We start from the raw sequence: 13,488 nt of genomic DNA, 5'->3' as shown, positions 1-13,488 counted from the left end.
GGTGTTTCATGGGCCTATGACGACCTCGGACGGGACGGTGGACGGTCCGGCGCGGGTGGCTGGCGGCGGCGCGGCGCAGGGCTTGGGCGGCGCGCCCGCGGGGCGCCCGCCGGTGCTGCGCGGGCAGGGGCGGGCCGTGGCGGTGGTCGCGGCCGGCGGGGCGATCGGCGCGGTGGCCCGGTACGGGGCGGGGCTGGCGTGGGCCGGCGGGCCGACCGCGTTCCCGTGGACGACGCTGCTGATCAACGTGGTCGGCTGCGCGGTGATCGGGGTCTTCCTGGTGGCGATCACCGAGGGGCGGCCGGCGCACCCGCTGCTGCGGCCGTTCTTCGGGACCGGGGTGCTGGGCGGGTTCACCACGTTCTCGACGTACGCGGTGGACATCCGGCGCCTGCTGGAGGAGGAGCGGCTCGGGCTCGGGCTGGCGTACCTGGGGCTGACGCTGCTGGGTGCGCTCGGCGCGGTGTGGGCGGCGGCCGGGGTGACGCGCCGTCTGATCCACCGAGGGGCCCGGGCGGACGGGAGGCGGGCGTGAGCAGGCTGACCGGGCCGGCGCTGCGGCTGACCGTCCTCGTGGGAGAGAACGACCGGTGGCACCACCGGCCGCTGTACAGCGAGATCGTGCACCGGGCGCACGCCGCCGGGCTGGCCGGGGCGAGCGTGTTCCGGGGGATCGAGGGGTTCGGGGCGTCGTCGCTGGTGCACACCGCGCGGCTGCTGTCGCTGAGTGAGGACCTGCCGGTGGCGGTGGTGATCGTGGACGAGGAGGAGCGGGTGCGCGGGTTCCTGCCGCAGCTGGACGAGCTGGTGGCGGAGGGGCTGGTGGTGCTCGACCGGTGCGAGGTCATCCGGTACGTCGGGCGAGGCACGGCCGGGCGGGGCACAGTCGGGCGGGGCACAGTCGGTCGGGGCACGGGAGAACGCGAGAAGTGAACTGGCTGCTGGTGGTGGCGGGGGCCGTGATCGGCGCGCCGCTGCGGTATCTGACGGACCGGGCGGTGCAGGCCCGGCGCGACTCGGTGTTCCCGTGGGGGACCTTCACCGTGAACGTGGTCGGCTGCCTGGTGCTGGGCCTGGTGACCGGGGCGGTGGCGGCGGGCGCCGCGTCCACGCACGTGCAGGTGCTGGTCGGGACGGGGTTCTGCGGGGCGCTGACCACGTACTCGACGTTCTCGTACGAGACGCTGCGGCTGGTGGAGACCGGGGCCGGGCGCTACGCGGCGGCGAACGTGGTCGGCAGCCTGGTGGCGGGGCTGGCGGCGGTGTACGCGGGGGCGGGGCTGGCCTCGGCGCTCTGGGGGTGATCCTTCGCGAGCTCTCGGGGTGATCCTTCGCGGGGGTGGTTTGAACCGTCGGCGTTGCGCCGGGTGGGCGGCTTCGGCACGCGCCGCCCGTGTCCCGTCGGGGCGGGCGCGCGTTGGTCACCGAGAGCGGCCGCCCAGGGAGCGGGCGGCCCGGGTGGGGCGGTAGGGAGGAAGCTCGGTGGCTTCGGTACGGGCGGTGCGGACGGTCTCGGCGCAGGCGACGGCGCAGGCTGCGGCGCACGCTGCGGCACACGCGCAGGACGGTACGGCGGCTCCGCTGCGCGCGGTGGCCGCGCGGCGAGGGGCGCGGGCGGCGAACCTGCGGACGGGCGCGGTGCGGGCGGCGGCGCTGCTGGCGGTGGCCGGGCTGGGGCTGACGGGGTGCATGTCGGTCGGCCCGGCGGCGGAGGAGAACCACGGCGGCGTCGCGCCGGTGGGCCAGGCGGGCCCGGCCGGGAAGCCGGGGGCGGCGGGTGGTCCGTCGGCCGCGCCGGGCGGCGCGCACCAGGGGGGTGCGTCCGGGCGTCCGGAGCGGCAGGGGGGCTTGCAGGCCGAGAACGCGCCGGCCGGGGGCGCGTCCCCGGTGGCCGGCGAGCCGGCGCCGGGCGCAACCGCCGGTGTGGTCCCCGTGCCGGGGGCGGCCGCACCGGACCGCGCGCCGGGTGCCCCCGGCACGAACGGCGCCGCCGGGGGCGTGGGAGCCAGCCCCGCGCCCCGGCCGGGCGGCTCGTCGGGCGGGGCGGGCGGAACTGCGGGCTCCAGCGGTGCGGGCGGGTCCGGAGGCTCTGCCGGTACCGGCGAGGGCCGCTCGGGCGGCGGTTCGTCGGGCACCCCGTCGGCCACGCCGAGCAGCCGTCCGTCCGCGTCCCCCGAACCCGACCACACCTCGCCCGCCGCAACCGTCCCACCGGCCCCGGAGCCCTCGTCCAGCAACTCCGGTTCTTCGGCGCCGAGCCCGCACGCGGGTGCGCATTAGCTGGTTGGCCTGGGCGTTTGCCTCTGATCCCGAGGTTCGTCTATGGTGGTAGATCGTTCGTTTGATCCATTTGACTGGCGCCCTAATCCCATCTGGCGCCCTTGGCGCGTTCCGGCGATCCGTGGCTGACCGCATAGAGGCGGTTGTGAAACAGAACCCCGGACTTTGGCGCGTGCCACTTCCGGAAGGTTTTGAATGTCTCTCGTTGACGACGCCCGCTTCGCCATGCCCGCAAGCGAGTCCGCCGCCGATGCCGCCGACACCACCACCACTACCGACGCCGAGCTGACCGCCGAGGCCGTCGAGATCGTCGAGGCCGCTGAGGCCTCCGAGCTCGTCGAGACCGACGCCGTCGAGGGCGAGGAGGCCGAAGAGGCCGCCGAGCCCACCATCACCTTCGGCGACCTGGGCCTGCACGAGGACGTCGTGCGCGCCCTCGCCAAGCGCGGCGTCACCACCCCGTTCCCGATCCAGGCCGCGACCATCCCGGACGCCCTGGCCGGCAAGGACGTGCTGGGCCGCGGCCGTACCGGCTCCGGCAAGACCCTCAGCTTCGGCCTGCCGCTGCTGACCCGCCTCGCCGACGGCGAGCGCACCAAGCCCAAGCACCCGCGCGGCCTGATCCTGGTCCCGACCCGCGAGCTGGCCATGCAGGTCGCCGACGCCCTGGAGCCGTTCGGCTCGGTGCTCGGCCTCAAGCTCAAGGTCGTCTGCGGCGGCACCTCGATGTCGAACCAGATCTACGCGCTGGAGCGCGGCGTCGACATCCTCGTCGCCACCCCCGGCCGTCTGCGCGACCTGCTGAACCGCGGCAGCGCCAAGCTGGCCGACGTTCGGACCGTCGTGCTCGACGAGGCCGACCAGATGGCCGACATGGGCTTCCTGCCCGAGGTCACCGAGATCCTCGACCAGGTGCCGGCCGGCGGCCAGCGCCTGCTGTTCTCCGCCACCCTGGAGAACGAGATCGACACCCTGGTCAAGCGCTACCTGAAGAACCCGGTCACCCACGAGGTCGACCCGTCGGCCGGCGCCGTCACCACCATGACCCACCACATCCTCGTGGTGAAGCCCAAGGACAAGGCGCCGATCACCAACGCGATCGCCGCCCGCAAGGGCCGCACGATCATCTTCGTCCGTACCCAGATGGGCGCCGACCGCGTCGCCGAGCAGCTCATCGAGGCCGGCGTGAAGGCCGACGCGCTGCACGGCGGCATGACCCAGGGCGCCCGTACCCGCGTCCTCGGCGACTTCAAGGACGGCTACGTCAACGTCGTCGTCGCGACCGACGTCGCCGCCCGCGGTATCCACGTCGACGGCATCGACCTGGTCCTCAACGTGGACCCGGCCGGCGACCACAAGGACTACCTGCACCGCTCCGGCCGCACCGCGCGCGCCGGCCGCTCCGGTGCCGTCGTCACCCTGGTGCTGCCGCACCAGCGCCGTGGCGTGTTCCGCCTGATGGAGGACGCGGGCGTGGACGCCTCGCGCCACATCCTCGACCACGCCTTCGACGCCGAGGTCGCCAAGATCACCGGCGCCCGCTCGCTGACCGAGGTGCAGGCGGAGAGCGCCGCCAACATCGCCGGTGCCGCCGAGCGCGAGCTCGCCGACATGACCCGCCAGCTGGAGCGCGCGCAGCGCCGCGCCACCGAGCTGCGCGACGAGGCCGACCGCCTGGCCGCCCGTGCGGCGCGCGAGCGGGCCGACCTGGGCATCGAGGACGAGGCTCCGGCGGCGGAGGCCGGCGAGGCCGCTGCCGAGGCCGGCGTCGAGGCTCCGGCTGCCGCTGCTGCTTCGGTTCCCGCGCAGGCTGCTTCGGCGGGCGAGGAGCGCACCCCGTCGTACCGCGAGGCGCGCACCGAGCGTCCGGCGTTCGGCCGTGACCGTGACCGTGACCGGGACCGTGACGACCGTGGCGGCCGTTCGGGTGGCTTCGGCCGCGACCGTGACGACCGCGGTGGCCGTTCGGGCGGCTTCGACCGTGACCGTGACGACCGTCGTTCGGGTGGCTTCGGCCGCGACCGTGACGACCGCGGTGGCCGTTCGGGCGGCTTCAACCGTGACCGCGACGACCGCGGCGCCCGCTCGGGCGGCTTCAACCGTGACGACCGTGGTGGCTTCAACCGTGACCGTGACGACCGTGGCGCTCGCTCCGGCGGCTTCAACCGTGACGACCGTGGCGGCTTCAACCGCGACCGTGGTGGCTTCGGCCGTGACCGCGACGACCGTGGCGCCCGTTCCGGCGGCTTCAACCGTGACGACCGTGGTGGCTTCAACCGTGACCGCGACGACCGCGGCAGCCGTTCCTTCGGCGACCGTCCGGCCCGCTCCTTCGGCGACCGCCCGTCCTTCGGCCGGGACCGCGACGAGCGCGGCGGCAGCAGCAGCCGTCCGTTCGCGCGCCGCGACGACCACCGCTCCGGCGGCCGTCCGCAGGCCTCCGGTGGCTTCGGCCGGGACCGCGACGACCGTGGCGCCCGTTCCGGCGGCTTCAACCGTGACGACCGTGGCGGCTTCAACCGCGACGAGCGCAAGCCGCGCTGGAAGAACTGACACCGCGTCGCCGGTAGGCGTTCTGCAGTCGCCGGCCGCGGCTGGTAGTTGACGCGCGAAGGGCCCGCTCCACTTGGTGGAGCGGGCCCTTCGGCGTTCCCCCCGGAACCTTCCCCGGTATCCCCCGATACCCCCCTGTGGTGTCCCCCGAGGTGTTGTTCTGTCAGTGAGAATAACCTGTGGCACGCGTTGAGGGAAGTCCCGTAGCGTCTCCGGCATGAGCAGCAGACTGCATGACGTGGCCGTGGTGAACGAGGGGATTGCCGAGCGGGGGAGCTACCGGGCCGGCGGGGGCGAACTCGTGCAGGTGGAGGAGCAGTTGGCGGCGGCCAGGGCCGGGACGGTGTCGTACGCGCCGGCCGCGCTGGACGCGCTGGTGCGGGACGGCGGCCCGGGGCCGGGCCCGCGGGGGCGGCTGGAGGTGACCGCCGAGGGCAGCATCCAGGCCGCGCGGCGCCTTGTCGAGGCCGGGGCCGGGCCGGTCGGGGTGCTCAACTTCGCGTCCGCGCGCAACCCCGGCGGCGGCTACCTGCGCGGCGCCCGCGCCCAGGAGGAGGACCTGTGTCGCAGCGCGCTGCTGTACACCTGCCTGCTGGAGGCGCCCGACTACTACGAGGCGCACCGCGCGTCCGGCGACCTGCGCTACAGCCATCGGGTGATCGTCTCGCCCGGCGTGCCGGTCATCCGGGGCCCGCGCGGCGACCTGCTCGCCCGGCCGTATCCCGTCACCTTCCTGACCTCGCCGGCGCCCAACGCCGGCCAGCTGGAACGGCGTTCGGCCGGCGTCGACGTCCGCGCCGTGCTCGCCGAGCGGGCGCTGCGGGTGCTCGCGGCGGCCGCCCGGCACGAGGTCCGCGCGCTGGTGCTGGGCGCCTGGGGCTGCGGGGTGTTCCGCAACGACCCGGCGCAGGTCGCCGAGGCCTTCGAGGGCGCGCTGGCCCGGTACGGGGCCGCCTTCGAGCACGTGGTGTTCGCCGTCTGGGACCGCTCGCCGGTCTCGGCGAACCGGGCCGCCTTCGAGGCGCGCTTCGGCGCGGCGGTGGGGTGACCTCGTTCGGCGGCTACTGCTGGCGGGCGGCTACTGCTTGCGGGCGGTCAGCGCCGTGGCGACGGTCGAGGCGGCGGCGACCACCCCGGTGACCGCGAAGACGGACGGCCAGGCGCCGATCTTCTTCGCCAGCGGGTGCGAGCCGCCGAACGCTGCCACGTACAGCCCGGTCAGCGCCGCCGCCGTGGCCGCGCCCGAACGGCGGTGCCACTGCGCGGCCGCCCCGGCACCGGCCACCGCCAGCACCGCGCCGCCCAGCTCGCGCCGGCCGCTCCACCGGGCCACGCCGTAACCGCCGACCAGACCGCTCGCCGCGGTCAGCGCGGCGGGCGCGGCGGCCGAGAGCACGTTCGGGACCTTCGCCATCGTCGACTCCACTCGTCACTCGTCGGACTTCGTCACTCGTCGGAACTCGTCGGAACTCGTCGGAACTGGTCGGAACTCGGCGGACTCCGTCGGAGCTGTTCCGGCTTCCGACGATAACCCGGCCGTCCCGTAGGCCGGTTGCGGCCCCTACCGGAACGCCTGCTCGGCGGGCTGCGCCGGTACCGTCCGGGCCAGCCGCTCCGCCGCCTCCGCCGGGGACAGCACCCGCTCCAGCCGCAGGTCGCCCGGGATCTCCTGGATGAACCGCCCCGCCGACCAGCTGCGCTCGTACGGCTGCGGCTCCAGCACGAGTGTGCGCACGCCGTCGACGACCGGGATGTCGCTCGGCGTGCCCTCGTTCCAGAGCCACGAGCCGTCCGGCGCCACCAGGTTGAACGCGCCGGTCGCGATCACCCGGCGGCCGTCGAGGTACGCGCCGCGGCTCAGCGCCACCGCCTCCGGGTCCGGCCGGGTGCCGGGCAGGTGGCCGCCGCCGATCAGGACGTCGGCGAGCAGGGTGTGCAGCTGGAAGGTGTCGCTCAGCCCGTCCATGCGGAGCAGGTAGCCGGTGCCGGTGGGCCGGTCCAGCACCAGCAGCGGCTCGTCGTCGAGCATCTTCGCCAGGTAGGTGAGGCCCTTGAGGTCGTGGCAGTCGCCGGTGTACCGGGCGGCCAGCTCCAGCAGCACGTCGGTCACTCCCGAGGCGCGCGCCTCGGTACGCACCGGCGCGTGCGCGTACACCGCCCACGCGGCCTGCTGCCACAGGTGCAGGGTCCACCAGCCGACGACCGCCAGGTGCGCCTGCCACTCGTCCAGGACCGCGGGATCCGCGATGCGTCGGTGCGCCTCCGCCGGATCGTCCTCCTCCGGGTCGGGCAGCGGGCCGCCGCCCGTCGCCTCCCACCGCTCCACCAGCCGCTGCGCGTCGGTCAGGGCACCGCGCAGACCCGCCAGCACCGGGCCCGCGCAGGCCGACGGATCGGCGCCGCCCTCCACACACGCGCCCACGACCATCGCCAGATGCGAGCGGGGGAACGGCGGGGCGTCCGGCAGCAGCGCGGCCAGCCGGGGGCCGGCCGCAGCCACCTCGGCCGGGGCGGCGTTGCCGAAGAGCCCGCCCACCAGGCCCAGCGCGGGGCCGAACCGCTCGTCGTTGGCGGTCTCGACCGCCGCCTCCAGATCGGCCACCGCATCGGTGAGGGTGGGCTGCTGACGGAACGGGGGAGTCTGCGCGGAAGCCATTCGCCGCAGCATAGGCGGCGGTGCGGACGGCGCGGGCGCCGGGTGCCCGGTCGCCGTCCGGTGGAAACCCCCGCGCCGGGGTGGCTCGGTGCCGCATACTCGCGCGGTGAACGCGTCCCGTGCCCTTACGACTCCCGACACCGAGGCCGAACCCGTGGCGCCCAACTCCCGCGCTGAGCCAGCCGAGCCCGCCGGGCACGCCGAGGCCGCCGAGCCTGCCGAGCCCGCCCTGAAGGTGGCCCCGCTCGAACTCTTCCTCGACCTCGTCTTCGTCTTCACCATCACCCAGCTCACCGGCAGCCTGGTCCACCACCTCACCCCCGGCGGGCTCGCCCAGGTGCTCGTGATGCTGGCGGTCATCTGGTGGATGTACGACGCCTTCATCTGGCTGACCAACGCCATGCCGCCCAGCAGCCACGGCCGGCGCGGCCTGCTGTTACTGGCGATGGGCGCCTTCCTGGTGATCTCGCTGTCCGTCCCGCACGCCTTCGAGGGCAGCGGCGTCCCGTTCGGCTGGGCGTACCTGGTGGTCGTCGCCGTGCACACCGGCATGTTCGCCGCCTCCGGGGTCGCGCTCGCCCCCGTGCTGCGGATGGGCGGGGCCAACCTGGCGGGCGGCGCCCTCGTCGTGATCGGCGGCTACTACACCGGTACGGCCCAACTCGCCTTCTGGGCCGTGGCCTTCGCCATGCAGTTCGTGACCCCGCGGGTGGCCGGCCTGCCCGAGTTCCGGCTCCGCGCCGACCACTTCGTGGAACGCCACGGGCTGATCGTGATCATCGCGTTCGGCGAGTCCGTCATCGCCATCGGCGTCGGGGCCGCCGGCCTTGACCTCGGCCTGCCGCTCATCGCCGTCGCCCTGCTCAGCCTCACCGTGTGCGTCGGGCTCTGGTGGGCCTACTTCGGGCACGACGACGACGCCCACGCCGAACACCACATGGCCGCCCTGCCCTCGGACCGCCGCAACTGGACCGCCGTCACCGTCTACAACCTCGGCCACGGCGGACTCCTGCTCGGCATCCTGCTGTTCGCCGCCGGGGTCAAGTCCGCCGTCGCCCACCCCGGCGCCCCCATCACCCTCCCGCAGGCCGCCGCCCTGGCCGGCGGCATCGCGCTCTACCTCGTCGTCAACACCGCCATCCGCCGCACCTTCGGCCTCACTCCCAACCTCCCCCGCCTCCTCGCCGCGGCCCTGCTCACCGCCACCGTCCCCCTCGGCACCACCGTCTCCGCCCTTGCCCAGGTCGCCGTCACCGCCGCCGTCCTCGCCGCGACCTTCGCCTACGAGGCCCGTCGGCCCCGTCGGCCCCGTCGGTCCCGTCGGTCCCGTCAGTCCCCGGTGGGAGACTTCCCCCGTGACTGACACCGTGATCACGGACGGCCTCTACCGGGTCCGCAACGTCGCCGGCGGCCTCCTCCTCGAAGTCGCCGACGGCAGCCGCCGCAGCGGCGCCCGCATCCGCCAGGGCGAGGACACCGGCACCGACGCCCAACTCTGGCGCCTCACCGCCGTCCACCCCGGCGGCGCCCTCTACCACCTGGAGAACGCCGCCAGCGGCAAACGCCTCGACGTCACCGGCGCCTCCCCCGACAACGGCGTCCCCATCCAACAGTGGTCCGCCAACGCCTTCGGCGCCCAGGAATGGCTTCTCGAACACCACGACGACGCCCCCGGCACCTACACCATCACCAGCTTCATCAGCGGCAAGCCCCTCACCGCCGCCGAGGCCCCCGACCGCGCTGTCCACCAATGGGAGGACACCGACTCCCCGACCCAGTGGTGGCACCTCGAACGCCAGGCGTAGGGGGTCGGCGCTTTCTCCCGTCTCAGGCGGAGAGGTTGGTGCGGAGGGCGGTCAGGTCGGCGTCGGTGACGCCGTGGGGGTGGAGGTAGGCGGGGAGGGAGCCGTGGTGGGTGTGGATCCAGGAGAGGGCGGAGGTGAGGAGGGGGGCGCTGATGGGGCGGGAGACGCGTTCGGTGCCGGTTTCGTCGATGTAGGGGGCGGGGCCGTCGAGGAGGTCGAGGCCGGCGTTGGAGAGCAGGAAGTCGGCGGTGATGTCGGCCTCGGAGGCGCCGAGGAGGGACTGCAGGACGGCGATGGTGAGGCCGGTGCGGTCCTTGCCGACGGCGCAGTGGACGACGGTGGGGGTGGCGCCGGGGGTGGCGAGGCGGCGGATGACGGCGGCGAGGGAGGGGCCCGCGGTCTCGGCCATGAAGGGGTAGAGCTCGGCCTGGCCCTCGGGCCAGGGGCGGTCGAGGTCCTCGCGGTTGGCCGGGAGGGTCGGCAGGTTGAGGGTCTCGTGGTCGAGGTCGTGCCGCAGGTCGGGCCAGACCTCCAGCTCGAAGGGGCTGCGCAGGTCGATCACGGTGCGCAGGCCGAGGGCCTTGAGCCGCCGGGCGCCGTCCTCGGTGAGGGTGTGGAAGGACCCGGAGCGGTAGAGCACGCCGCGGCGGAGGGCGCCGATGCCCCCGGCGTCACGGAAGTTGCGCACGCCGGGGATGTCGATGAAGGCGTCGGTCATGGGCACCACGGTACGGGCGCGGACGGCGTCAGGGTTGGTCTTTCAACAAGCCTTTCAGCAAGCCTTTGACGAGCAGTCGGCCGGCCGTCGGCGGCCAGCCTTCTGCCGGCCGTCGGCGCGCCTCTCAGCGGCCGCCGGCCACGTCCAGGAACGCCCCGGTGGTGTACGAGGCGGCGGGGGAGAGGAGGAAGAGGATCGTCTCGGCGACCTCCTCCGGCCGGCCGCCGCGCCGCATCGGCAGGTTGGGGGCGACCCGGTCGACGCGGCCGGGCTCGCCGCCCAGGGCGTGGATGTCCGTGTGGATGAGGCCGGGTCGGACGGCGTTGACCCGGATGCCCTCGGCGGCGACCTCCAGGGCGAGCCCGCGGGTCATCGAGTCGACGGCGCCCTTCGCTGCCGCGTAGTCGACGTACTCGTTGGGCGAGCCGAGCCGGGAGGCGGCCGAGGAGACGTTGACGATGGCCCCGCCGCGCCCGCCGTGCCGGGTGGACATCCGGCGGACGGCCTGCGCCGCGCAGAGGAACGGGCCGGTGATGTTGGCGGCCCAGATCCGGGTCAGCCGGTCCTCGTCGAGGTCCTCCAGCCGGCACTGCTTCTCCAGCGTGCCCGCGTTGTTCACCAGGCCGGTGAGCGGCCCGAGTTCGGCGTCCACGGTGGCGAACAGCCGCTCCACCTCGGCGGTGCGGGTGACGTCGGCCCGCACGGCGACGGCGGTGCCGCCCTCGGCGCGGATGGCGTCCACGACGGCGGTGGCGGAGGCCTCGTCCGTCCGGTAGTTGACGCAGACGTGGTAGCCGCGCCGCCCGGCGAGCAGGGCGGTGGCGGCGCCGATGCCGCGGCCGGCGCCGGTGACGAGCAGGACCTCGGCCGGAGTGGTCGACATGTCCCGTACGCTACCCGGCCGACGTTACCCGGCCGATGTTTCCCGCAGCGCCGCGATCTTCGGCGCGCGGCTCCTCGGGGAGTCGAGGCTGAACCCGCGGGCGTCGCCGAGCTCGTCGCGCACGAATGCCTCGGTGCGGGCCACCGCCGCGCGCAGCGCGTCGTCGGGCGGCACGAAGGACTGGAGGACGATCTCCGCCCGCTCGGTGTCGTACTCCCACAGGCCGACGATCCGGCCCCGGTCGAGCACCACGTGGGTCTGCGGGTCGGCCTCGCTGCCGAACGAGCGCCCGGCCCGGCCGGCGGGCAGGGGGCGTTCGGCGTCGGCGGGGTCGAGCAGCCGGGGCAGGTCGCGGTGCAGCAGGTGGATGCCGTCGATGCCGGCGAGCAGGGTGTAGTGCGGCTCGGTGGGTACGGTGAACTCGGCCAATTCGATGGCGAGTTCGGGCAGCAGGAGGAACTCCGAACCGGGCGCGAGCGGCACCAGCCCGCCCTCGGCGACGGCCCGCCGGGCGGTGGCGGCGGTGAACCCGGAGAACCAGCGGAAGTGCTTCAGCGTGGCCGGTCCGGCCCACGAGAAGTAGCGGCGGGCGAGGTCGGCGGCGTTCCCGGCGACCGGCTGGTCCCAGCTCACGTACCCGTAACGCTGCTGATCCAGACGGCCGTTGACGGGCACCCGGCGGATCCGCCCGCGCGACTGCATCAGCCCGAGAGCCAGCGGCAGGGTCGTCGACACGCCGCGTTTCTTCCCCGCCTCGCCGAGCGTCCGGACGGCGTCGCCGACCTCCTCCCGGATCGACGTCGGATCCAGCGGCTCCACGTCCGACAGCACCCGCTCGATGGCCAGGCAGAGCTTCTCCACCTCGTCCCGGCCGACCCCCAGATGCTTCTCCGCGGCGGCCAGTTCACCCTCCGGAGCGGCGGCACCGACGGCCAGGCCAAGGGCGAAGTCCACCGCCGGCAGGACGTACGTACAGCCGGGCGCCGACGGCAACTCGTGCACCTCCAGCCGCGCCACCGCCGCGTCCACCGCCGCCCGGCGCAGCCCGGCCCGGGCGAACAGGCCCAGGTACGGCGCCGCGCCGCCCACCGAACGGGCCCATCCGGTGGCGGCCAGCACCTCGGCGGGCGACGCGCCGGTGCGCGGGCGGTCCAGCCACTGGCGGTGCGACCACCAGGCCCGCAGTTTCTCGGTGCTGATCGCCGGTCTGTGCTCCATGGGGCCAGTATCGGCGGACGGGCGGGCCCGGCACCGGAATTCGCTCGCCCGGCGCGGCCTGTTCCGGAGAGGATGCGGTACCGGCCGGTTCGTTCCGGTTCGTTTTGGTTCGTTCACGCCGTGCCACGCCGTGCCACGCCGTGCCTTCGCTTCGGTCGAGAGGAGACCGCCCATGCCCGCCGTACCCGGCACCGTCCTGCTCGCCGGCATCGTCGGCTCGACCGCGTACGGCTTCGCCCACGCCGGCTCCGACATCGACGGGCTCGGCCTGTTCGCCACCCCCACCGAGGAGTTGCACGGCCTGCACCGGCCCGCCGAATCGCACGTCGAAACGGCGCCGGACGTCACCCTGCACGAGGCCGCCAAGTGGTGCCGCCTCGCGCTCTCCTGCAACCCCACCGCGTCCGAACTCGTCTGGCTGCCCGACGACCTGTACGAGATCCGCACCCCGCTCGGCGCCGAACTCATCGCGATCCGGAGCTCGTTCCTCAGCGCGCCCGCCGTCCGGAACGCCTATCTCGGCTACGCCGAGCAGCAGTTCCGCAAACTGCTGACCCGCGACACCAGCGACCCCGCCACCCGCCGCCGGGCCGCCAAACACGCCCGCCACCTCGTCCGGCTCGTCGAACAGGCCGTCCGCCTCCACGAGACCGGCACCAACCCGGTCCGCCTCCCCGACCCCGAACGCATCCGCGACCTCGGCGAACGCATCGCCGACGACCCCGCCAGCGCCGAACCCCTCCTCGCCGCCGCCGCCGACCGCCTCACCCGCCCCGGCGTCCTCCCCGCCACCCCCGACCCACGCCCCGCCGAAGCCTGGCTCCGCCGCGTCCGCGCCGCCCACTACACCCCGCCCCCACCCCCGGCGCGTCCGCCCAATCCACTGGCGGACCGACGGGCCCCACCGGGTAGGATCACAGTGGCCCTCCCCACACGGGGACCGGGGCCGCGGGCCACTAGCTCAATTGGCAGAGCTGCGGACTTTTAATCCGTAGGTTCAGGGTTCGAGCCCCTGGTGGCCCACCGTACGAAGAGGCGGCCCGGCCTCCTCCGATCTGCGGTACGGCACTGCGGCTGCTTGACGCGGCTGCGGTGCCGTTCGCGTTTCCGGGTCGGGACGAGCCGGGGCGGGGCCGGAGGCAATAGGTCGGTCATGCCTTCGTCTCAGGTCTGTCGCGGGGGGTTCGCCCGCGGTTGAAGGTTGGTAGAACTGGAACAGGCATGTCTGGTCGGACGGACGGGGGAGCGGTATGAAGTTCGACATGGGGAACCAGGCGCTGCAGACGCTGATGTCGGGGTCGAAGACCTCGAACACGGATCTGGGTGCGCTGGTCAAGCAGCTCGTGGCGGCGGCGGAGCCGCTGGAGGGCAAGTT

At 74.4% G+C, this 13,488-nt stretch carries 14 protein-coding genes and 1 tRNA gene; 9 read left to right on the top strand and 6 right to left on the bottom strand.

Annotated elements, in window-relative coordinates; translation table 11 throughout:
- Positions 1 to 16 precede the first annotated feature (16 nt).
- Genes crcB (KV557_RS26280) through crcB (KV557_RS26270) form a run of 3 tightly spaced genes read left to right on the top strand, consistent with a single transcriptional unit; the run spans position 17 to position 1,304 of the window.
- Complete coding sequence (gene crcB / locus KV557_RS26280; RefSeq protein WP_218203964.1) at positions 17 to 535, top strand: fluoride efflux transporter CrcB; 519 nt, start codon at positions 17 to 19, stop codon at positions 533 to 535.
- Positions 532 to 933 (top strand): DUF190 domain-containing protein, encoded by a 402-nt coding sequence (locus KV557_RS26275; protein ID WP_218203963.1) that lies wholly within the window; start codon positions 532 to 534, stop codon positions 931 to 933. Before crcB (KV557_RS26280) ends, KV557_RS26275 begins: the two co-directional genes overlap by 4 nt.
- Positions 930 to 1,304, top strand: coding sequence for a fluoride efflux transporter CrcB (gene crcB / locus KV557_RS26270; RefSeq protein ID WP_218203962.1), 375 nt, complete (start codon positions 930 to 932; stop codon positions 1,302 to 1,304). The genes KV557_RS26275 and crcB (KV557_RS26270) overlap by 4 nt, the downstream gene beginning before the upstream one ends.
- Positions 1,305 to 1,421: 117 nt before the next feature.
- Here crcB (KV557_RS26270) and KV557_RS26265 read toward each other — a convergent pair whose 3' ends face one another.
- On the bottom strand, positions 1,422 to 2,237 hold the full coding sequence (locus KV557_RS26265; protein WP_218203961.1) for a hypothetical protein: 816 nt from the start codon (positions 2,235 to 2,237) through the stop codon (positions 1,422 to 1,424).
- Between the two features lie 238 nt (positions 2,238 to 2,475).
- On the opposite strand from KV557_RS26265, the gene KV557_RS26260 reads away from it, so the two are divergent.
- Complete coding sequence (locus tag KV557_RS26260; RefSeq protein WP_256177974.1) at positions 2,476 to 4,833, top strand: DEAD/DEAH box helicase; 2,358 nt, start codon at positions 2,476 to 2,478, stop codon at positions 4,831 to 4,833.
- A gap of 217 nt (positions 4,834 to 5,050) precedes the next feature.
- Complete coding sequence (locus tag KV557_RS26255) at positions 5,051 to 5,881, top strand: TIGR02452 family protein (RefSeq protein WP_218203960.1); 831 nt, start codon at positions 5,051 to 5,053, stop codon at positions 5,879 to 5,881.
- A 30-nt stretch (positions 5,882 to 5,911) separates the two neighbouring features.
- On the opposite strand, the gene KV557_RS26250 is transcribed toward KV557_RS26255, so the two are convergent.
- Together KV557_RS26250 and KV557_RS26245 are read right to left on the bottom strand one after the other, a co-directional pair.
- Positions 5,912 to 6,247, bottom strand: coding sequence for a hypothetical protein (locus KV557_RS26250; protein WP_218203959.1), 336 nt, complete (start codon positions 6,245 to 6,247; stop codon positions 5,912 to 5,914).
- Between the two features lie 147 nt (positions 6,248 to 6,394).
- A complete protein-coding gene (locus KV557_RS26245) occupies positions 6,395 to 7,489 on the bottom strand; it encodes a hypothetical protein (RefSeq protein WP_218203958.1) in 1,095 nt (364 codons plus the stop codon).
- 106 nt (positions 7,490 to 7,595) lie between these two features.
- Here KV557_RS26245 and KV557_RS26240 point away from each other — a divergent pair, with 106 nt between their 5' ends.
- Together KV557_RS26240 and KV557_RS26235 are read left to right on the top strand one after the other, a co-directional pair.
- Entirely contained in the window at positions 7,596 to 8,852 is a 1,257-nt protein-coding gene (locus KV557_RS26240) for a low temperature requirement protein A (RefSeq protein WP_218203957.1), read from the top strand.
- Positions 8,845 to 9,294 carry an RICIN domain-containing protein gene (locus KV557_RS26235; RefSeq protein ID WP_218203956.1) on the top strand — a complete coding sequence of 150 codons (450 nt, stop codon included), beginning with the start codon at positions 8,845 to 8,847 and terminating at the stop codon, positions 9,292 to 9,294. The genes KV557_RS26240 and KV557_RS26235 overlap by 8 nt, the downstream gene beginning before the upstream one ends.
- A gap of 22 nt (positions 9,295 to 9,316) precedes the next feature.
- On the opposite strand, the gene KV557_RS26230 is transcribed toward KV557_RS26235, so the two are convergent.
- From KV557_RS26230 to KV557_RS26220, 3 genes are all read right to left on the bottom strand, one after another.
- Positions 9,317 to 10,012: a tyrosine-protein phosphatase gene (locus tag KV557_RS26230; protein ID WP_218203955.1), complete on the bottom strand. Its 696-nt coding sequence runs from the start codon at positions 10,010 to 10,012 to the stop codon at positions 9,317 to 9,319.
- A gap of 124 nt (positions 10,013 to 10,136) precedes the next feature.
- Positions 10,137 to 10,895: an SDR family oxidoreductase gene (locus KV557_RS26225; protein ID WP_218203954.1), complete on the bottom strand. Its 759-nt coding sequence runs from the start codon at positions 10,893 to 10,895 to the stop codon at positions 10,137 to 10,139.
- Between the two features lie 24 nt (positions 10,896 to 10,919).
- Positions 10,920 to 12,113 carry a DNA glycosylase AlkZ-like family protein gene (locus tag KV557_RS26220; RefSeq protein WP_218203953.1) on the bottom strand — a complete coding sequence of 398 codons (1,194 nt, stop codon included), beginning with the start codon at positions 12,111 to 12,113 and terminating at the stop codon, positions 10,920 to 10,922.
- Between KV557_RS26220 and KV557_RS26215 the strand changes: the two genes are divergently transcribed.
- On the top strand, positions 12,112 to 13,101 hold the full coding sequence (locus KV557_RS26215; protein ID WP_218204025.1) for a nucleotidyltransferase domain-containing protein: 990 nt from the start codon (positions 12,112 to 12,114) through the stop codon (positions 13,099 to 13,101). The two genes, KV557_RS26220 and KV557_RS26215, sit on opposite strands and share 2 nt — an antisense overlap.
- Positions 13,064 to 13,136 (top strand) — tRNA-Lys (locus KV557_RS26210). The genes KV557_RS26215 and KV557_RS26210 overlap by 38 nt, the downstream gene beginning before the upstream one ends.
- Positions 13,137 to 13,488 lie beyond the last annotated feature (352 nt).

The sequence above is a fragment of the Kitasatospora aureofaciens genome (genome assembly GCF_019192735.1).
GTDB classification, from domain to species: Bacteria; Actinomycetota; Actinomycetes; order Streptomycetales; family Streptomycetaceae; genus Kitasatospora; species Kitasatospora aureofaciens_A.
The sequence above is the reverse complement of the archived record's forward strand: the minus strand, read 5'-3'. Positions and strand labels throughout refer to the sequence as shown.